This window comes from Streptomyces sp. NBC_00464 (genome assembly GCF_036013915.1).
Classification (GTDB): Bacteria; Actinomycetota; Actinomycetes; order Streptomycetales; family Streptomycetaceae; genus Streptomyces.
Map to the genome: position 1 here is coordinate 6,337,868 of NZ_CP107899.1, position 20,203 is coordinate 6,358,070.

Sequence of the window (20,203 nt, forward strand, 5' to 3'; positions counted from 1 at the left end):
CGGATCACTCGCCCGTCGATGCCGGGCCCGGAGGGACAGCGACGCTGAATCCCCGGGGGCCTGCCGAGCGCGAGGGACCTTTTGGGAGGTAGCTGCATGTCCGGGACGACCACAGCCCGAATCCGTCTGCGCGAAGCCGCCGACGGGGCCAACCGATGGGTCGTCCTGGTCGTCCTCTGCCTCAGTCTGCTGCTCGTGGCGCTCGACGCGACCGTGCTCCACGTCGCCGTCCCCGCGGTCACCGAGGACCTGCGGCCCAGCGCCGTCGGTCTGCTGTGGATCGTGGACGTCTACCCGCTCGTCTGCGCGTCCCTGCTGATCCTCTTCGGCACGCTCGGTGACCGGGTGGGGCGCCGGCGCATCCTGCTGCTCGGCTACGCACTCTTCGGGATCGCCTCAGCCGTCGCGGCCATGGCCGACAGCGCGGGCGTGCTCATAGTGGCGCGGGCCCTGCTCGGCGTCGGCGGCGCGATGATCATGCCGGCGACCCTGTCGATCCTCCGGCAGGTCTTCCCCGACCGCCGCGAGCGGGCTGTGGCCATCGGTGTGTGGTCCGCCGTGGCCGCCGTCGGTGCCGCCACCGGCCCGGTCATCGGCGGATTCCTCGTCGAGCACTTCTGGTGGGGCTCGGTCTTCCTGATCAACATCCCGCTGATGGCGCTGATCCTTCCGGTCGGCCGGCTGCTGCTCCCGGAGTCCCGCGGCAGCAACGACGGGCCCTGGGACGTGTTCGGCGCCCTGATGGCCGCCGCCGGCGTCCTCGGCGTGGTTCTCGGCGTGAAGCGCGCGGGCACCGGCGAGGGGCTGCTGGTCCCGGGCACGCTCGTGCCGCTGCTGGCCGGGGCCGTGCTGCTCGTCGCGTTCGTCCGCCGCCAGAAGCGCCGGACTCATCCGCTGATCGACATCGGAATGTTCGCCAGGCCCGCCTTCTCCACCGCGGTGGGCTGCATCGTCCTCGCCATGCTGGCCCTGGTCGGCCTGGAGCTGATCGCCGTCCAGTACCTCCAGCTGGTCCTGGACCTCAGCCCGCTGGAGACCGGTCTGCGGCTGCTGCCGCTCACCTTCGCCGCCATGGCCGCGGGGGCCACCGGCTCGTTCACCCTGCGCCGGATCGGGCCGCGCAGAATGGTCGGCTGGGGCTTCGTCCTGACGGCGGCGGCGGTCCTGATGCTGACCGCGATGGGCGTGCACGACCGGCCCGGCCTGCTGACCGTGTCCTTCGTCCTGCTGGGCTTCGGCCTGCAGTCCACCCTCTTCGGCGCCTACGAGTCCATGCTCAGCGAGGCGCCGGCCGACCGGGCCGGCGGTGCGGCCGCGATAGGCGAGACCTCGTACCAGCTGGGCGCCGGCATGGGGATCGCCCTGCTCGGCAGCGTGATGAACGCCGCGTACACCCCCGGTCTGGCCAAGCTCCCCGAAGAAGGAGTTCCCGCCTCCGCGGGCGCCGCCGCCTCGCACTCGCTCGGCGAGGCCTACCAGGTCGCCGCGCAGCTGGGCGGTCCGCTCGGAGCCGTACTGCGCTCCACCGCCCGGGACGCCTTCGTCGGCGGGCTGCACATCACCCTGGTGGTCAGTGCGGGTCTGCTGCTGCTCGGGGCACTTGCCGCGCTGAAGCTGCCCCGAGTGATGGACTGCCCGCCGCTGCTCTGCGAGGCCCGGGAGTCCGTGGACAGCCATGAGGTGCCCGGCCCCCGGGACGAGCTCGGTCCCCAGGACCTCTCGCACCCGCACGAGCTGCCCGCCCAGGAGCGGCCCGAGGTGCTGCTCCGGCTGCCCGCGCGGCGCACGCCGGCCGAGGCGACGGGCTCTGGACGCACGGCACACTGAGTCGTAACGTCGGCACGACGCCGTAACTAACACTGCTAGTTTTTGGAGCACTGCCCGTTCTCGGCGCCCCCCACCGACATCGGTACCGTGCGAGCCGCCGGAGGCACTTCCTCATGTCCACCGCTCCGTCCTCGAAACTCCCGCCCTTCGACCCCCGCGACCCGATCGGCATCGACGACCTCCTGGGCGACGAGGATCTCGCGATCCGCGACACCGTCCGGGTCTGGGCCGCCGACCGGGTCCTGCCCCACATCGCCGAGTGGTACGAGAACGGCGAGCTGCCCGGAATCCGTGACTTGGCCCGGGAACTCGGTTCGCTGGGGGCTCTGGGCATGTCCCTCCAGGGGTACGGCTGCGCGGGCGCCACCGCGGTCCAGTACGGACTGGCCTGCCTGGAGCTGGAGGCCGCGGACTCCGGGATCCGCTCGCTCGTCTCCGTACAGGGCTCCCTCGCGATGTACGCGATCCACCGCTTCGGATCCGAGGAGCAGAAGCAGCAGTGGCTGCCCGGCATGGCGGCCGGGGAGATCATCGGCTGTTTCGGCCTCACCGAACCGGACCACGGCTCCGACCCCGCCGGTATGCGGACGTACGCCAAGCGCGACGGCGAGGACTGGGTTCTCAGCGGCCGCAAGATGTGGATCACCAACGGCTCGGTCGCCGGGGTCGCCGTCGTCTGGGCGCAGACCGATGAGGGCACCGCGGGCAGCGGCATCCGCGGATTCGTGGTGCCGACCGACGCCCCGGGCTTCTCCGCACCGGAGATCAGGCACAAGTGGTCCCTGCGCGCCTCGGTCACCAGTGAGCTGATCCTGGACGAGGTGAGGCTGCCGGCCGACGCGGTGCTCCCGGGCGTCACCGGACTGCGCGGCCCGCTCAGCTGTCTCAGCCATGCCCGCTACGGCATCGTCTGGGGAGCCATGGGTGCCGCCCGGTCCAGCTTCGAGGCGGCCGTCGACTATGCGAGGACGCGTGAGCAGTTCGGAAAGCCGATCGGCGGCTTCCAGCTCACCCAGGCCAAGCTCGCCGACATGGCCGTGGAGCTCCACAAGGGCATTCTGCTCGCGCACCACCTGGGCCGTCGGATGGACGCGGGCAGGCTCCGCCCGGAGCAGGTCAGTTTCGGAAAGCTGAACAACGTGCGGGAGGCCATCGAGATCTGCCGCACCTCGCGCACGATCCTCGGCGCCAACGGGATCTCGCTGGAGTACCCGGTGATGCGCCACGCGACGAATCTGGAGTCGGTGCTCACCTACGAAGGAACCGTGGAGATGCACCAGCTGGTGCTGGGCAAGGCGCTCACCGGCCTGGACGCGTTCCGGTGAACCGGAACAACGGCCGGACCGATCGGTGAGCGCCCTGCTCAGCTCTGGTTGAAGAAGCCGTCGGCCGGCCGGCCGGCGGCTTCGCCGTTGACGACCTGGGTGTCGGCGGGGGTCAGCAGGAAGACCCGGGTGGCCACGCGGTCGATCGACCCGCGCAGTCCGAAGATCAGCCCTGCGGCGAAGTCCACGACGCGCTTGGCGTCGGCGGAGTCCATGGACGTGAGGTTCATGATCACCGGGACGCCGTCCCGGAAGAGCTCGCCGATGCTCCGGGCGTCCCGGAAGCTGTCCGGGGTCACGGTGGCGATCCGGCGGCCCGTCTCCTCCGCCGTCTCCGTGGCCACCCGCACCCGCGGATCGGTCACCCAGGCCTGACCGGTCCCGGTCCGTGCACCTTCGGCGTACTCGTCGTCGTCGTAGTACCGCTCGTCGTTGTCCTCTACGAGGCCCAGCCAGGCACTCGCCTTGCGCACCGATCCCATGGACGCCTCCTCTCACCGCGGTTCCTTGGCGTTCCGCATGTCTTTCGTATCCCTATGGTCGTCCATGATGCGGATCGTGCGCCAAGGGGATAGGCGGCGCGCAGGGCATTCGTGACGGTACTGGTGCAGAAGATGTGGCGATTCGTCAAGGTTCCTCCTGCATAAGGGCCCTGGAGATAAGAAAATATGCTCCTCCGGTCCGTACGGGTGACATGGGGGACGTACGGGTGAACGGGTCACTCGATACGATGCACGTCGCGCAGGCGCCCGAGCGCCACGCACAACTGAACGACTACCGGGGGACGGCCGTGTTCGGAATAGTCAGGCCCTGCACTCATCGCCTGTCGGAAGGGCTCAAGGCCGAGTGGATGGCCCATCTCTGTGGGCTCTGTCTCGCGCTTCGCTCCGATCACGGGCAGTTCGCCCGGATCGTCACGAACTATGACGGCCTGATCGTCTCGGTCCTGACGGAGGCTCAGACCGAACGCACCCCCGGGCAGCGGCGTACCGCCGGGCCCTGCCCGCTGCGTGCCATGCGCACCGCGCCCGTCGCGCGCGGCGAGGGTGCCAGGCTCGCCGCCGCCGTCTCGCTGGTGCTGGCTTCCGCCAAGGTGCGCGACCACGTGGCCGACCGGGACGGTCTGTTGGCGCGCCGCCCGGTGGCCGCGGCGGCGCGCAGGGTGGCGGCGGGCTGGGACCGGGCCGGGGCGCGCACCGGCGCACAGCTCGGCTTCGACACCGCGCTGCTCGTCGACGCCGTCGACCGCCAGACGGGCATCGAGCTGCTCGCGGGGCCCGGCACCCCCCTGCTGACGGTCACCGAGCCCACCGAGACCGCCACCGCCGCGGCCTTCGCGCACACCGCCGTGCTCGCGGGCAAGCCGCAGAACGCCGCTCCGCTCGCGGAGGCCGGACGGCTCTTCGGCCGCCTCGCGCATCTGCTGGATGCCGTGGAGGACCAGGAAGCTGACGCCGCGTCGGGAGCCTGGAACCCGCTCACGGCGACCGGCACCACGCGCGCCGAGGCCCGGCGGCTGTGCGACGACGCGCTGCGCGGCGTACGGCTGGCGCTGCGCGACGCGGAATTCGCCGACGACAAGCTGGCTCATGTGCTGCTGGCGCACGAACTGCGGCGTTCGGTGGACCGGGCGTTCGCCACAGACGTCTGTTCCCATCAGGGTGGCGGGCTTCTGGCGGAAGCCGGCCACCCGTCAGGCGGGGGGCACACGGGGTCCTTCGGGCCGCCGCCGGGCAATCCGTACGCCCCCACCGGCCCGTCCGGTCCCTTCGGCCCGCCGCAGCCGCCGGAGCCCCCGCGCGACCGGCGGGGGCTCGTCATGGGATGCCTCGTCTGGGCGGGTCTCGCCTGCACCTGCCAGATGTGCTGCGGCACCTTCGACGACCCGTGGAGCCGCCAGCGCCGCGAAGGGCTGTGCAGTCAGTGCGACTGCGGGGACTGCTGCGATGCCTGTGACTGCTGCAGCAACTGCGGGGACTGCTGTGACGGCTGCGACTGCTGCGGGTGCGACTGCAGCTGCTGACCCCGCGTCACTTGATCTCGGGCGGCGAGATCTGCGAGGTCTTGACGCCCGAGGCGGAGATGCCCCACTTCTTCAGGATCCGGTCGTAGGTGCCGTCCGCCTTGAGACTGTTGACGGCGGCCTGGAAGGCCGGCGCCAGCGGGGTGCCCTTCTTGAAGGCGAATCCGACGTCGAGACGCTTGAACTCGTTGAGGAAGCGCACGCCCTCCTGCTGCTTCACGGCATACCGCAGTCCGTTGATGGTCGACATCACGACATCGGTCCGCCCCTGCTGGAGCGAGCTCCAGACCGCGGACTGATCGGAGTACGTCTTCACGTCGTACGGCTTCTTGCCGGCCTCGGTGCACCGGTGCCTGTTCTCCTCCAGCGTCACCTCGAACGTGGTGCCCGCGGCGGTGCCCACCGGCAGCCCGCAGAGCTGGGTCAGGTCCGTGACCTTGTGCAGACCGCTGTCGTCGCGGACCGCGAAGCCCTGGCCGTCGTTGAGGTAGGTGACGAAGTCGATCGTCCGCCTGCGTTCGTCGGTCACGCCGAAGTTTCCGGTGCCCACCTCGTACTTTCCGCTGCCGAGCGCGGGCAGGATCGCCTCGAACGCGGCGACCTCCCGCTTCGGCTTCAGCCCGAGCACCCTGGCCACGGCGTCCCCGAAGTCGATGTCGGTGCCGGCCAGGGTCGTACCGTCCGCGAGATAGGTGGCACCGGGCGGGGTGCCGACGCTGGAGGCGATGTTCAGCGTGCCGGAGGAGCGGACCTCCGCGGGCAGCAGGGCGGCCGCGGCCTCGTCCTTCTTCACGCCCGACACGACGTCGGTGGTGGGGACCGCGCCCCTGGCGGCGGAACCGGCCGCACCCGCGGGGGCGGCCGTCGGATCGCCGGACCCGCACGCGGTCAGCGTCAGCGTGGCGGCGGTGATCAGTGCGAAGGCAGCGGTGTGCCGGGTACGGGGCATCAGGGATGGTTCTCCAGTTTCGTCGCCCGTGGGCGGGCGCAGGGCAGCGCGCGACGGCCCACGGCCGGGGCGGAGGAAGGCGGAACACGACGGGAGGAGCAGTGCGAGGGGAGGGTGGTGCGGTGTTGTGTACGCGAGAGCGCGCGGGGAAGAGCTCAGACGCCGTTCACGGCGCGAGCGGGAATGCGGGGCGAAGCAGGGCGTCGGCTCAACAGGAACAGGACCACACGCGACCGAAGTCGATGTGGGAGCGCTTGACCAGCCACTGCTGCGAATACATGGCCCAAGTGGAACAGGCATCCGGTGGTCCGTCAACTGACTTGAGATGTAAGGCTCACAGTGTGGACAGGGTTGACAAGCCGCCGCGAACAGCGCTTACCTCAAAGGCGGATCGGGCTGAGGGGCCCGGTCCCCGTTGTGTTCCACCGTTGTGTTCCGTGCCGAGGGCGCGCCCCGTGTTCGATCGCCGCATCCACGGAGCCCCCGCATGTCCGCTCAGACAGACACCCTCCCGCCGGCTGTCCCGGCCGAGCCCCTTCAGGACAACGATGCCGACCGGCTGCGGATCGTCCCGGTACGCCGGACCGGACAGTGGACGGCGGCCGTCGCCGTACTGGTCCTGCTCGCCCTCGCGCTGAACTCCGTCATCCGCAACGACGCCTTCCAATGGGGCGTCGTCGGCGACTACTTCACCACCACCGCGGTACTGCGCGGCCTCTGGCTCACGCTCTGGCTCACCGCGCTCGTGATGGTGCTCGGCTTCGCGCTGGGGACGCTGCTCGCCGTCCTCAGGCTCTCCGCCAACCGCGTGCTCCAGGCGGTCGGCTGGGGGTACGTGTGGCTCTTCAGGTCCACCCCGATCCTGGTCCAGCTGCTGTTCTGGTTCAACATCGGGGCGCTCTACCCGGAGATCCTCGGCGTCCGCACGGTGAACCTCCTCGGCCCCGTCACGGTCGCCGTCATCGGGCTGACCCTCCACGAGGCCGCGTACGCGGCGGAAGTCGTCCGCGGCGGCATCCTGTCCGTGGAACGCGGACAACTGGAGGCCGCCCAGTCCCTCGGCCTCGGCCCGTGGCGGCGGCTCTACCGGATCGTGCTGCCGCAGGCGATGCGCTCCATCGTGCCCCCCGCCGGGAACATGCTGATCGGCACCCTCAAGGGCACCTCGATCGTCAGCATCATCGCCGTACAGGACCTGCTGTACTCGGTCCAGCTGGTCTACCACCGCACGTACCAGGTCATCCCGCTGCTGCTCGTCGCCACCCTCTGGTACGTCGTCGTGACCTCGCTGCTCAGCATCGGCCAGCACTACGTCGAGCGGTACTACGCACGCGGCACCGGGGACGCCCGGTGAACGCCGTCCCGACGCTCGTCGTCATCGGCGCCGGGCCGCGGGGCACCGGCGTCATCGAGCGCATCGCCGCCAACGCCCCCTCGCTGTACGGCGGCCGGCCGCTGGACATCCATCTCGTCGACCCGTTCCCGCCCGGCGGCGGCCGGATCTGGCGCCACGACCAGTCGCCGCTGCTGTGGATGAACTCCATGGCCGAGGACGTCACCATGTTCACCGACGACACCGTCCGCCTGGAAGGTCCCGTACGGCCGGGACCGGCGCTCGACGTCTGGGCGGCCGACGTGCGCGAGGGGCGGACCGATCCCGGACCGGACGCCGCCGGTGAGCCCGGACTCCGCCGTGAGATCGAGGAGCTGACGGGGGAGGACTTCCCGAGCCGGCGGTTGCAGGGCGCCTATCTGCGCTGGGTGTACGAGCAGTCGGTGGCCGCGCTCCCGCCCACCGTCACCGTCCACGAACACCGCAGCCGCGCCCTGCGCGTCACCGGCCCCCGCGGCGGCCGCCAGTCCGTCCACCTGGAGGGCCGTACCGAACCGCTCACCGCCGACCTCGTGGTCCTCACCCTCGGCCACCTCGACGCCGAACCGGACGACGAACAGCGGCGGCTGTCCCGCTTCGCGGACCGGCACGGCCTCATCCACCTGCCGCCCGACTTCACCGCCGACAGCGACCTCAGCGCCCTGCCCGCGGGCGAACCCGTCATAGTCCGGGGCTTCGGACTCGCCTTCATCGACCTGATGGTGCTGCTCACCGAAGGCCGCGGCGGACGGTACGAGAACGGCACGTACCTGCCCTCCGGGAAGGAACCCGTCCTGTACGTCGGATCGCGCCGCGGTGTCCCGTACCACTCCAAGATCGGATACGTACGGCCCGGCGAACGGCCGCCGCTCCCGCGCTTCTTCGGACCCGACCGGGCCGATGAACTCCTGAACCGGCCGGAGCCGCCCGACTTCCACCGCGACATATGGCCCCATGTCGACAAAGAGCTCGGCTACGCCCACTACCACCGCCTCTTCGCCTCCCACCCCGAGCGCACCACGGCCGACTGGACCGCCTTCGAGGAGAAGTACGCGGCCGCCGACCCGGGCAGCGCCGAATTGCGGGACGTCATCGCGGCCGCTGTCCCCGACCCCGCAGACCGGCTCGACCTGGCGGCGCTCGACCGCCCGCTGGACGGGGTGCGCCACACCTCGTCCGCGTCCTTCCAGGAGGCGACACGCGCCTACATCACCGCGGACCTGGCGCGCCGGCACGATCCCGGACACAGCGAGGACCTCGCCGTCTTCCTCGGACTGCTCTCCGTATACGGCCAGTTGATCCGGTTCGGCGACATCGGTGACCGGTGGCACGGCTTCTTCAGCTACCTCGCCTCCGGGCCGCCCGGCCCCCGGCTGCGACAACTGCTCGCGCTCTCCCGGGCCGGGGTCGTCCGCTTCCTCGGCGCCGGGACGACGGTCGAAACCGATGAGGAGCGGGGCCTCTTCCGGGCAGGCGGCGCCACGGTGCCGGGCGAGCGGACCGAGGCCCGCGCCCTCGTCGAGGCCCGGCTGCCCGACCCCTCACCGGGACGCACCCGCAGCACCCTGCTCCGGGCGCTGTACGAGGACGGGGCCGCCGCCACCGCCACCGGACTGCTCGCGGTCGACCCCGGCGACGGCCGGACCCTGGACCGCGACGGACTGCCGCACCCCCGCCGCTTCGCCCTCGGCCCGCACACCGCCGCGCGTAGCAGCGGCGCCTTCACCCGGCCACGCACCGGCGGCCCGGCCTTCGGACAGAACGACGCCACCGCACGCGCCGCCCTCACCTTCCTGCGCGACCTCGACGGCACCGATGACTGACCGGCACGCGCACTTTCGAACCGAAGCCCCCGAGGACATCCCCATGAAGACGACCAGCCGTCCCCCGAAGACCGAACCGGCCGCCGCGCCCGGCCACGGGCCCGCCGCGCCCATGGTCGAGATCCGGGGCGTGCACAAGAGCTTCGGCTCCCTCGACGTACTGCGCGGCATCGACCTGTCCGTACGCACCGGCGAAGTGACCGTGATCCTCGGCCCCTCCGGCTCCGGGAAGTCCACCCTGCTGCGCACCGTCAACCACCTGGAGAAGGCGGACCGGGGCTCGATCACCGTGGACGGGGACTTCGTCGGCTACCGCCGGAAGGGCGACAGACTGTACGAACTCCCCGAGCGCGAGGTCCTGCGCCGCCGCACCCGCATCGGTTTCGTCTTCCAGAACTTCCACCTCTTTCCCCACCTCACCGTCCTGGACAACGTCACCGAGGCCCCGGTGGCAGCGCTCGGCCGCACGAAGCAGCAGGCCGCCGTCACCGCGCACCGGCTGCTGGCCCGCGTCGGACTCGACGACAAGGCGACGGCGTATCCGAGGCAGCTCTCCGGCGGTCAGCAGCAGCGCGTCGCCATCGCCCGCGCCCTCGCCGTCGAACCGAAACTGCTGCTCTTCGACGAGCCGACCTCCGCGCTCGACCCCGAACTGGTCGGCGAGGTCCTCGACGTGATCAAGGACCTGGCGCAGCAGGGCACCACGATGATCGTCGTCACCCACGAGATCGGGTTCGCCCGTGAGGTCGCCGACACGGTCGTCTTCATGGACGAGGGGCGGATCGTCGAACAGGGCCCGCCCGCCGACGTACTCGACCGGCCGCGCCACGCACGCACGCGCGCCTTCCTCTCCAAGGTGCTGTGAGACTCCCGCACTCCCTGCCCGTCAAGGCATTGCGGCCCAGCACCCGGGGCCCGAAGCCGCTCCCGAACTCTTCCGAAAGAGCCCGCCATGTCACACCTCCGCCCTCTTCACCTGGCCGCCGAGATCGGCGGCCCGCCCCGCTACGACCCCGCTCACTACACCGGCCTCGCCCGTCTCGCCGAGCGCGGGGCCCTGGACTTCGTCACCCTCGGCGACTCGTTCGCCCGGCCGGGACCCGACGCGCTCGCCGTGCTCTCCCGGGTCGCGCCGGACACCCGCAGGATCGGGCTCGTGCCGACGGTCACCACCACGCACACCGAGCCCTTCCACGTGTCGTCCGCCGTGGCCACACTGGACTGGGTCAGCGGAGGCCGGGCCGGCTGGTGCGTGGACGTGTCGACGACGGCCGCCGAGGCCCGGCTGTTCGGCCGCCGCCCCGCCGCGCCCGCTGCCGAACTGTGGCGGGAGGCCGGCGAGGCCGCCGACGTGGGAGCGCGTCTCTGGGACAGCTGGGAGGACGACGCCGAGATCCGGGACGCCGCCACCGGACGTTTCCTCGACCGCGACAAGCTGCACCACACCGACTTCGAGGGAACCGCCTTCGGCGTCCGCGGACCCGCCGTCGTGCCCCGGCCCCCGCAGGGCCGCCCGGTCACGGTCATCGACGGTACGGCGGACGCGGCCAGGGAGACCGCCGCCCGCCACGCCGACGTGGTGCTCGTACGGGCCACCACACCCGAGCGGACCGCCGAGATCCGCGACGACGTGCACCGCCGCGCCGCCGCACACGGACGTGCCCCCGGGACACTGCGGGTGCTCGCCGCGCTCACCGTCGACCTCGGAGACGCCGAATCGGCCCCGGAACCGGGGCTGGAGAGCGGACCGCCGCTCGCCGGGCACGGCACGTACTACCGCGGCGGTCCGGTCGACCTCGCCGACCTGATCACCCAGTGGCACCGGACCGGAGCCGTCGACGGCTTCCACCTCACCCCGATCACCCCCGGGCGCGATCTCGAACGGATCGTCAACGGCACGGTGGCCCTGCTCCAGCACCGCAGCCTGTTCCGCACCTTCCACCCCGGCGGCACCCTCCGCGAGCACCTGGGCCTGGCCCGCCCGGCGAACCGGTACGCCCGCCAAGGAGCACGGGTATGACAGCCGCCCCGAAACAGCTGCATCTCGCCGCGCACTTCCCGGATGCGAACAACACCACCGTGTGGGACGACCCCCGCTCCGGCAGCCAGATCGAGTTCTCCTCCTTCGAACACCTCGCGCGGAAGGCCGAACGCGGGCTCTTCGACTTCTTCCTCCTCGCCGAAGGGCTGCGGCTGCGCGAGCACAACGGCCTGATCCACGAGCTGGACGTGGCCGGCCGTCCCGAGTCCCTCACCGTGCTGGCCGCGCTGGCCGCAGTCACCGACCGGCTCGGCCTCGCCGCCACCGTCAGCGCCACCTTCAACGAGCCCTGCGAACTGGCGCGCCGGCTCGCCACCCTCGACCACCTCAGCTCCGGCCGGGCCGCGTGGAACGTCACCACCTCCTCCGACGCCCTCACCGGTGAGAACTTCCGGCGCGGCGGCTACCTCGACCCGGCCGACCGGTACACCCGCGCCGCCGAGTTCGTCGCCACCGCCCGCGAGCTGTGGGACTCCTGGACACCCGACGGCACCCCGCGCCCCTTCGCCCACCACGGCCGGCACTTCTCCATCGAGGGCGAGTTCACCGTCCCGCGCTCCCCGCAGGGGCACCCCGTCGTCATCCAGACGGGGGACTCGCCCGAGGGCCGGGAGTTTGCCGCGTCCGCCGCCGACATCGTCTTCACCCGGCACGGCACCCCGGAGGCGGGCCGCGCGTTCTGCGCCGACGTCAAGGGACGGCTCGCGAAGTACGGCAGGGAGCCGGACGACCTGAAGATCATGCCCGGCGTCGCTGTGGTGCTCGGCGATAACGATGCCGAGGCGCGGGAACGGGCTGCCGGAATCCGCCTCCAGCAGGTCTCGCCGCAGAACGCGATCGTGGCCCTGGAGCGGGTCTGGGGCCGCGACCTCTCCTCGTACGATCCCGACGGGCCGCTGCCCGTGAGCGACCCGGAGCCCGCATCGGCGCCGAGCCGGGGCCGGGTCCGGCACGGCGACTCCCGTGCCGTCGCGGCGCGCTGGCGCGAACTGTCCCGCGAGAAGGGACTGTCCATCCGGCAGACCGTCATCGAGGCGACGGGTCGGCCGGCGTTCGTCGGCAGCCCGCGGGCCGTCGCGGCCGAGATGGCCGAATTCGTCGCCACGGGGGCCGCCGACGGCTTCGTCCTCGTTCCCCATCTCATCCCCGGCGGCCTCGACGACTTCGTCGACCAGGTTGTTCCGCTCCTCCAGGAACGGGGGGTGTTCCGCAGCGCGTACACCGGCTCCACGCTGCGGTCGCACCTCGGGATCGCCGAGCCGGTATGGAAAGGTTGACCGCATGAGCACGGACGCACAGCAGCAGGAAGCACGGGACTGGAACCACTGGCACCAGGAGCGCACCGCCACGGTCGCCGCACCGCACGGGCCACTCTCCCTCACCGGCACCCACTGGCTCTCCGACTACCCGGACGGTCGAATTCCGGCCGTCCCGGGCCACTGGCAGGAGGACGGCGACGAGGTGCTGCTCACCGCCGGCTCCGAAGACGGCCTGAGCGTCGACGGGAAGCCCTTCACCGGCCAGGTCCGGCTGGGCGCCGACCGTGGCCCGATCGGCGCCTCCCGGGTGGCGCACGGCGAGCGTCGCCTCGTCCTGCTGAGCCGCGAAGGCCTGTGGGCGGTACGGGACTTCGACCCGGACTCCGCGGCGCGGCGCGCCTTCCGCGCCATCGAGGCCACACCGTACGACCCGCGCTGGGCCGTGCCGGGCACCTTCCGTCCGTACGGCATCTCCCGCACCGTCCGGGTCGAGAACGCCGACGGAGTCGAGCGCGGACTGGGGCTCGGCGGCGAGATCGCCTTCGCGCTGGACGGTGTCGAGCACACGCTCCAGGTCGCCGTCGAGAGCGACGGCTCGCTCTGGGCCGTCTTCGCGGACGCCACCAGCGGTGACACCAGTTACCGCTTCCGGTTCCTGCGGCCCGCCGCCCCCGCCGACGACGGGTCGGTGACGGTCGACCTCAACCGTGCGCTGCTGCCGCCCTGCGCGTTCGCGGACCACTTCATCTGCCCCTTCCCGCCGCCCGGCAACACCCTCCCCGTCGCCGTCGAGGCGGGGGAGCGCCGGCGGACCGACGGCTGAATCACGGCCTCCGCCCACCCCCGTCCGGCCCCGGCAGACCGTCCTGCGCCGGGGCCGGACGCATACGCGCCGACACCCGGGATCCGGGAAGCTCAGGCCAAAAGGCGGTCTTGCGTAAGAAGTTGACGCCTTGAATACTCCCGAGCAGCGCTTGTCAGGGGCACGGCACATTCGAAATGCGTACAGACGTCCGTCCCCATGACTGCGCCTCACGGGTCCGACCACCCCACAGGCGGACCCCCGACTCCCCTCGGGAGGAAACAAGTGAGGATCAAGCGCACCACCCCCCTCAGCACTGCCGCGAGACGCAGCAGGGCCGTCGCCATTGCCGCAGGTCTCGTGGCGGTTGCCGCACTCGCCGTCCCCAGCGCACAGGCCAGCTCCAACGGAACGTACAGCGCGAACCAGCTCTCCGCCGCGAGCGACGCCGTCCTCGGCGCCGACGTGGCCGGCACGGCCTGGAACGTCGACCCGGTGACCAAGAAGCTCGTGGTCACGGTCGACAGCACGGTCTCCGCCTCGGAGATCCAGCAGATCAAGGACTCCGCGGGCGCCAACGCCGGTGCCCTGCGCATCGAGCGCACCTCCGGGAAGTTCAGCAAGCTGCTCTCCGGCGGTGACGCCATCTACGCGCCGGGCTGGCGCTGCTCCCTCGGATTCAACGTCCGCAGCGGCAGTACGTACTACTTCCTGACCGCCGGTCACTGCACCGACGGCAACCCTCCCTGGTACACCAACTCCTCGAACACCACCTACATAGGCCCGACGGTCGGCTCCAGCTTCCCGACCAACGACTACGGTCTGGTGCGCTACGACAACGCCGCCGTCTCCCACGAGGGCACCGTCGGCAGCGTCGACATCACCAGTGCGGCGAACGCCACGGTCGGGATGTCCGTCACCCGGCGCGGCTCCACCACCGGCATCCACAGCGGCACCGTCTCGGCGCTCAACGCCACGGTCAACTACGGCAGCGGCGACATCGTCTACGGCATGATCAAGACGAATGTGTGTGCGGAGCCCGGTGACTCCGGCGGTCCGCTCTACTCCGGCTCCAGGGCGATCGGACTCACCTCGGGCGGCAGCGGCAACTGCAGCTCCGGTGGTACGACGTTCTTCCAGCCGGTCACCGAGGCGCTCAGCGCGTACGGCGTCAGCGTCTACTGACGCACCGGGCGGCCGGATCTGTCCCCCGGAACCGGCCCGTCCCTCGAAAGCGCACCTCGAACACGCCGAGCCCCCGCCCGAATTACGGGCGGGGGCTCCCGCTGGGGCCGCGGCTTTTGAGAGGATGTGACACAGGACGGTCACGCAGGAGCAACGGGGGCGGACGCTGCGTCTCCCGGAGGGACGCCCTCCGGGAACCCCCGGCAGACATCCCAGGGGGTTCCAGGTCCGTGAAACGCATCGGAGTGACCGGTCACCGCAGCATTCCGCAGGAAGCCCATGACCATGTGCTGGCGTCGATGCGCGCGGCGTTCCACGGATTCGACGGCTCGGTGGAGGCGCTGTCCAGCCTGGCCGTCGGCGCGGACCAGCTCTTCGCGGACCTCGCCCTCGCCCACGGCGCCCAGCTGACGGTGGTCATCCCCAGCGGCGACTACGAGGCGTGCTTCGCCGACGGTGCCGAACTGGCCCGCTACCGGTCCCTCAAGGCCCGCGCCGCGCGGGAGGTCAGACTGGACTTCCCGCACTCCACCGACGAGGCGTACTACGCGGCCGGTGCCTACATCGCCGACCACTGCGACCGGTTGCTCGCCGTGTGGGACGGCCGCCCCGCCCGCGGCCTCGGCGGCACGGGGGACATCGTGACGTACGCCCGCGGGCTCGGTCGCCCGGTCACCGTGATCTGGCGCGACGGGGTGGAGCGCGCCTGATGGCCCGTCATGGGCGGTGGCGGGCCGCGCGTGCGGTCCACCGGGGTTCCTGGCGCCTGCGGTACCAATGTCGCTGTTCGTTCGGCCGGTCACGCCCGAGGCGTCCGGGTTCTGTGTGCCGGTATCGAAGGTGATTCGTGCACGGAGAAGCGCCAGCTCATCGATTTGATGAACTCCGCTGCGAAGTCATTGAGTTGCCCATGCATCTTCCCTTTCCGCCGGGAGGTGAGGTCGGTGGCGACCGGGATGCCGAAGCAGGCCGGCATGGCCGCGCTGTCCGCGCTGGAGTGGGTCCACGGCCTCCGTGCGCCGGGGTGGCGCGGCCGGTGACGTGCCTCCGACCAGCAGGATGAGCTGCCGGCGGGCGGAATTCACGGCCTCCCGCCGGCGGGCGATCGTCATGGCGCCCGTGTGGTGAGAGGGCAGATCGGCGTTCCTGAGGACCGTGCTCGGCAGGGGGCCGGGAATCGCTGTCGTGATGATTCCGGTCTGCGGTTATGTCGTCACCCCGGTGGCGGAATCTACCGTTCCGTTCGATCGAGTCGGGTCCTGTGACGCTCTCGTTCCAAGTGGACGTCCTCAGTTGCCAACCGAGGTCATGAGAGTAAAGAGGTCATGAGAGTAAAGTCGTGCCGCCGGACGTTGAAAGAGTGCAAGTTCCAAGGCGTTGTCCGTGCCAACCAGCCTCTTCAGCAAAGAAGTTGAAGGGCGATCACCCTCACCTGACCATCCGTCATCGGTGTGGCGTACTGGCGCGGTCGGGCTCCGATCTCCCGTCGGGCGCCGAGTAGAATCCCGGTAACGCAAAAGGAGCTCTGCCCCGACTCCGGTTCCTAGGCCAAGTGAGTCGAGGCGAGCTCCTCGCGCGGTGCCATGTCAAGCGGAAGCATGAAAGGACACCACATGAAGAATAGCTCGGAAGGTGACGAGCACAGCGCCGTTCGGGAGGGAGTGTCCCGGCGGACCCTCCGCGGCCTGCGGGTTTACCTGAAGCGTCGTGGACACCGCTCCTTCGATCTGGGGTACGAAGCCCTCCGCGGAGCGGCCTACCAGGCAGGAAGCGGCCTGGTGACAGTACTCGTCCTCTGGATGAGCACCCGCCGCTGACCCCTCGCGAAGAGATCAATGGGCGCGTCACCCTTCCGGTGGCGGGCCCGTCTCTGCTTCGAGAGGCAGCGTCACATCTGGTGCCGGGCGAGCCAGTCGGTGTGCTGGGGGGAGACGATGCGTTCGGTCTCGAACACCGCCCGGGGCCACTGCCGCTCGTTCAGTGTGGTCTCCATCGCTATCTGCATCGACTCCAGATCCTTCTCCACCAGGGAGTGGGCCGAGATCAGCGGGTGGTGACGGCGCATCTCGCACCAGGCGAGACAGGCGGCTGCCGCCGCTGAGAGCACCCCGGTCAGTGCGAAGGACTGTCCGGTCGAGAAGGCCCTGAACAGGGCGAGGACCAGGGCGAGGGCGGTCAGCCCGGCAATGGTGGTCGACCAGACCAGGGTGGCCCGCCGGGACACCTCCTGGCGCCTGCGATACCAGCTCCGCTGTTCGATCAGCCGGTCACGCACATAGGTCTCCTTGCGCACGGTGAAAGCCTTGTCCCGCAATGCGTGCATGGAATCGGTGATGAGCCCGCCGGAATCGGCCGTCTGGTCCCGGGGGTCGGACCAGCCCACCTTGCGAAGTTCCTGAAGCCCCTCTTCGAGCCGGTTGGCGAACACTGCTTCGGGATGCTGTGTGCCGGTATCGAAAGGTGAGCCATGCACGGAGTAGCGCCAGCACATCGATTTGATGAACTCTGCCGCCGAGCGATTGAGCTGCCAATGGGACTTGGCTTTGCGCCGGGAGGTGAGGTAGGTGGTGACCAGGACGCCGAGGTAGGCCAACGCTGCCGCACAGTCCGTGAGTTGGAGCGTGCCGGCGACCTCCGCGCGCCAGGGCAGGGCGGCCGGGACCGTGCCCGCGACGAGTAGGATGAGCTGCCAGCGGGTGGTATTCACCGCCTCCCGCTGGCGGGCGATCGCAATGGCATCCGTGTGGTGAAAGAGCTCCGGCAGATCAGCGTTCCTGAAGACCATGCTCTGCAGTGGTCCGGGAATCGCCGTCATGTTCACTCCCGTCTGCGGTTATTTCGTCACCCTGATGGCGGAATCTATCGTTCCGGTCGAGCGTGGCCGGTCCCGTGTGACGCTCTCGTTCCAAGTGGGCGTCCTCAGTTGCCAACCGAGGTCATGAGAGTAAAGTCGTGCCGCCGGACACTGCAATGGTGCAGGTACCAACGCTGGTTTCCTGTCCGGAACCATTCCATCGGAACGAATCCCCTCAAGGACGGCCGTGAAGACCACTGAATCCTCCCTCTCCTTCGCCGTTGCGAAGAAGAGCCGTGTGCCGCTCGCCGCGATCGACGCGCGTGGTGGCGAAGCAGCCAGGAAGCTCGGTCGGGTGCATGTTGCCTCCGCCGGTCGCCCCAGCCAGGCATCCACCTTCAACTCCTCTCTCTGACCCCGCATTACGGATCACTCCTCCGGGACGGCCGGTTTGCCGGATCACCCTTCCGTGCTGGCTAGACTGGTGGAATGACAGGACCCCTGGTCCCTTTCCGCGAAGTAGTCCTCAAGGTTCACAGCAGGTGTGATCTTGCCTGTGACCATTGCTATGTCTACGAACATGCCGATCAGAGCTGGCGAACCCGTCCGAAAACAATCTCTGATGAAGTCATCTTCCGGACTGCTCAGCGCCTGGCTGAGCATGCCAAGACACACGCACTGCCCTCCGTGTCAGTAATCCTGCACGGAGGGGAGCCACTGCTTGCTGGCCCCGCCCGGCTGCGGCGCATCTGCGAAGAGCTCACGTCGGCCTTCGATGGCGTCGCCGCGCTCGATCTCCGGATCCACACCAACGGCCTGCAGCTCAGCCCGCGCTATCTCGACCTCTTCAGCGAGTACGACGTCAAGGTGGGCATCTCCCTCGACGGCGACCGCGAGGCCAACGACCGGCACCGCCGCTTCGCCGACGGGCGCAGCAGTCACCCCTTGGTGCTCAAGGCCGTCGAGCTGCTCCGGCAGGAGCGCTATCGCCATCTCAACCTCGGCCTCCTGTGCACCATCGACATCGCGAACGACCCGGTCGCGGTCCTCGACGCACTCACGGAGCTCGAACCGCCGCTCATCGACTTCCTGCTTCCCCATGCCACCTGGGACGACCCGCCGCCGCGGCCCGACGGATCGCCCACCGCCTACGCCGACTGGCTCCTCGCGGTCTTCGACCGCTGGCAGGAGCGGGGGCGTCCGGTGCCCGTGCGGATCTTCTCCTCGGTCGCCTCCACGCTGAACGGCGGCCCCAGCCTCACCGAGTCACTGGGCCTCGCGCCGACCGACCTCGTCGTCGTCGAGACCGACGGCCGGCTGGAGCAGGTCGACTCGCTGAAGAGCGCCTACGAGGGCGCGGCGGACACCGGATTCGACGTCTTCGCGAACGCCTTCGACGAGGTCGCGGCACACCCCGGGGTGCGGGCCAGGCAGCTCGGTCTGGAGGGCGTCAGCGAGACGTGTCGCCGTTGCCCCGTCGTACGTTCGTGCGGGGGAGGCCTGTACACCCACCGCTACAGCTCCGCGGGCGATGGCGAGGGATTCGACAACCCGTCCGTGTACTGCCATGACCTCGCCGCCCTGGTGCGCGGCATCGAGGCCCGTACGCCCGCGGACACCGTGGCGCCCGCGGTCGCGGATCCGGTCGAACTGCTCGCGGCCCAGGAGGACCTCACCCGCACCCTGCTGGCCCGGCTGCACGCGGACCTGGACGGCAGGGGCGGTGAGCGGTGGGCGGCGGCGTGGGAGCTGGCGGCCGCGCTGGAGGGCTCGGAGGAAGGGGCCCGGGGGCTGGACGGCGTACTCGCCCATCCCTACACGCGCACCTGGCTGCTCGACGCCCTGGACGCCCTGCACGAGGACCGGCCGGAGGCGGCTTCACAGGCCGCGGACGGTCTGCAGACCCTTCTTGCCGCGGCCGCCGTGCGGGCCGGCCTCGATCTGCGGGCGCCGGCGCCCTACCGGGACGGCGGGCTCGTCCTGCCCACCCTGGGCCGGCTGACGGTCGCCGGACCGGGGGAGCGCGGCACCGTGCTGGTGCGCGCGGCCGGGGACGGGTTCCTGGTCGCGCCTGCCGCCGGAGCGGCGGAGCGGCGGATCCAGCGGTCCGCCGAGGCCGGGCCCGGCTGGCTGCCGGTGCGCGGGTTCGCCCTGCTGGGCGGCCCGTTCCCGGGGCACGGCTTCGTCATCGACGATCTCGACCCGTACCGGGACTGCTTCGGCGCACCCGTCGCCCCCACGCTCGACGCGGCTGCGGGCGACCGTCTGGGCGCCGAGCTCGCCGAGGCCTGGGCGCTGATCGGGCAGCGGGCTCCCGCCTACGGCGCGGCGGGAGCCGACGGCCCGCTCGCCTTCACCCCGCTCACCTTCACCCCGCTCACCGGCCTGGCGCCGGGCGAGCCCTCGGTGGGGCGGCACGGATACGGCGCGCTCGGCATCGGGGCGGACGAGAGCGCCGGCACGCTGGCGCTCGCGCTGCTGCGCGGAGTGCGTCGGGCGAGATTCCGGGCACTTGTGGACGTCACGGATCTTTACGCGGCGGACGGCTCCTGGGAACATCGAATGCCCTGGCGGGAAGAATTGGTTCCGTTTTCCCGGCTGCTGGCCGACGTCTATGAACGGCTGGCGCTCGCGGCATTCGATTCCCGGTACCGGGACGGTGTGCCGCAGGCGCTCGACACGCTCGAAGGCGCGGCCGAACTCACCGTCGGTGGAAAACGACTGCTGGCGCTGATGCGAAAAGAATTCTGAATACAGAATTCCGGTTCGGGGGAGGGTGGTCGCAGACTCGGGACAACCGGGA

The 20,203-nt window shown here is 70.6% G+C and carries 16 protein-coding genes; 13 read left to right on the forward strand and 3 right to left on the reverse strand.

Translation table 11 applies throughout. The features are described 5' to 3' along the window. The first annotated feature begins 96 nt into the window (after positions 1–96). Both OG912_RS28560 and OG912_RS28565 read left to right on the forward strand, forming a co-directional pair. Positions 97–1,827: an MFS transporter gene (locus tag OG912_RS28560; RefSeq protein ID WP_327711838.1), complete on the forward strand. Its 1,731-nt coding sequence runs from the start codon at positions 97–99 to the stop codon at positions 1,825–1,827. A 113-nt stretch (positions 1,828–1,940) separates the two neighbouring features. Beyond that, positions 1,941–3,152, forward strand: coding sequence for an acyl-CoA dehydrogenase family protein (locus tag OG912_RS28565; protein WP_327711839.1), 1,212 nt, complete (start codon positions 1,941–1,943; stop codon positions 3,150–3,152). 38 nt (positions 3,153–3,190) lie between these two features. Here the strand turns inward: OG912_RS28565 and OG912_RS28570 are convergent, their stop codons facing one another. Beyond that, entirely contained in the window at positions 3,191–3,634 is a 444-nt protein-coding gene (locus tag OG912_RS28570; protein WP_326735374.1) for a cell division protein SepF, read from the reverse strand. Positions 3,635–3,942: 308 nt separating this feature from the next. Here OG912_RS28570 and OG912_RS28575 point away from each other — a divergent pair, with 308 nt between their 5' ends. Then, complete coding sequence (locus OG912_RS28575; protein WP_443061110.1) at positions 3,943–5,175, forward strand: DUF5685 family protein; 1,233 nt, start codon at positions 3,943–3,945, stop codon at positions 5,173–5,175. Between the two features lie 7 nt (positions 5,176–5,182). Here the strand turns inward: OG912_RS28575 and OG912_RS28580 are convergent, their stop codons facing one another. Beyond that, positions 5,183–6,124 (reverse strand): ABC transporter substrate-binding protein, encoded by a 942-nt coding sequence (locus OG912_RS28580; RefSeq protein WP_327711841.1) that lies wholly within the window; start codon positions 6,122–6,124, stop codon positions 5,183–5,185. A gap of 487 nt (positions 6,125–6,611) precedes the next feature. Between OG912_RS28580 and OG912_RS28585 the strand changes: the two genes are divergently transcribed. The 8 genes from OG912_RS28585 to OG912_RS28620 all read left to right on the forward strand — a co-directional run bounded on the left by OG912_RS28585 (position 6,612) and on the right by OG912_RS28620 (position 15,316). Beyond that, on the forward strand, positions 6,612–7,478 hold the full coding sequence (locus OG912_RS28585) for an amino acid ABC transporter permease (RefSeq protein ID WP_326735371.1): 867 nt from the start codon (positions 6,612–6,614) through the stop codon (positions 7,476–7,478). Beyond that, positions 7,475–9,319 carry an FAD/NAD(P)-binding protein gene (locus OG912_RS28590; RefSeq protein WP_327711842.1) on the forward strand — a complete coding sequence of 615 codons (1,845 nt, stop codon included), beginning with the start codon at positions 7,475–7,477 and terminating at the stop codon, positions 9,317–9,319. Before OG912_RS28585 ends, OG912_RS28590 begins: the two co-directional genes overlap by 4 nt. Positions 9,320–9,431: 112 nt before the next feature. After that, positions 9,432–10,184, forward strand: coding sequence for an amino acid ABC transporter ATP-binding protein (locus OG912_RS28595; protein WP_327713575.1), 753 nt, complete (start codon positions 9,432–9,434; stop codon positions 10,182–10,184). 87 nt (positions 10,185–10,271) lie between these two features. Then, on the forward strand, positions 10,272–11,339 hold the full coding sequence (locus tag OG912_RS28600; protein WP_327711843.1) for an LLM class flavin-dependent oxidoreductase: 1,068 nt from the start codon (positions 10,272–10,274) through the stop codon (positions 11,337–11,339). Next, positions 11,336–12,637, forward strand: coding sequence for an NtaA/DmoA family FMN-dependent monooxygenase (locus OG912_RS28605; RefSeq protein WP_327711844.1), 1,302 nt, complete (start codon positions 11,336–11,338; stop codon positions 12,635–12,637). The genes OG912_RS28600 and OG912_RS28605 overlap by 4 nt, the downstream gene beginning before the upstream one ends. Positions 12,638–12,641: 4 nt before the next feature. Next, positions 12,642–13,442, forward strand: a complete 801-nt coding sequence (locus OG912_RS28610; RefSeq protein WP_327711845.1) for a DUF1684 domain-containing protein — start codon at positions 12,642–12,644, stop codon at positions 13,440–13,442. Between the two features lie 264 nt (positions 13,443–13,706). After that, entirely contained in the window at positions 13,707–14,606 is a 900-nt protein-coding gene (locus OG912_RS28615) for a S1 family peptidase (protein ID WP_326735366.1), read from the forward strand. Positions 14,607–14,836: 230 nt separating this feature from the next. Next, complete coding sequence (locus tag OG912_RS28620; protein ID WP_326735365.1) at positions 14,837–15,316, forward strand: hypothetical protein; 480 nt, start codon at positions 14,837–14,839, stop codon at positions 15,314–15,316. A gap of 1,178 nt (positions 15,317–16,494) precedes the next feature. Here the strand turns inward: OG912_RS28620 and OG912_RS28625 are convergent. Then, the gene (locus OG912_RS28625) at positions 16,495–17,421 is read right to left on the reverse strand and encodes a DUF4231 domain-containing protein (RefSeq protein WP_327711847.1); all 927 of its coding nucleotides are present in this window, start codon (positions 17,419–17,421) and stop codon (positions 16,495–16,497) included. Between the two features lie 226 nt (positions 17,422–17,647). Between OG912_RS28625 and fxsA the strand changes: the two genes are divergently transcribed. Then, a complete protein-coding gene (fxsA, locus tag OG912_RS28630; RefSeq protein ID WP_219571751.1) occupies positions 17,648–17,815 on the forward strand; it encodes an FxSxx-COOH cyclophane-containing RiPP peptide in 168 nt (55 codons plus the stop codon). A 74-nt stretch (positions 17,816–17,889) separates the two neighbouring features. Next, positions 17,890–20,151: a radical SAM/SPASM protein FxsBH, inactivated beta-hydroxylase extension form gene (fxsBH, locus tag OG912_RS28635; protein ID WP_327711848.1), complete on the forward strand. Its 2,262-nt coding sequence runs from the start codon at positions 17,890–17,892 to the stop codon at positions 20,149–20,151. The last annotated feature ends 52 nt before the right edge of the window (positions 20,152–20,203 follow it).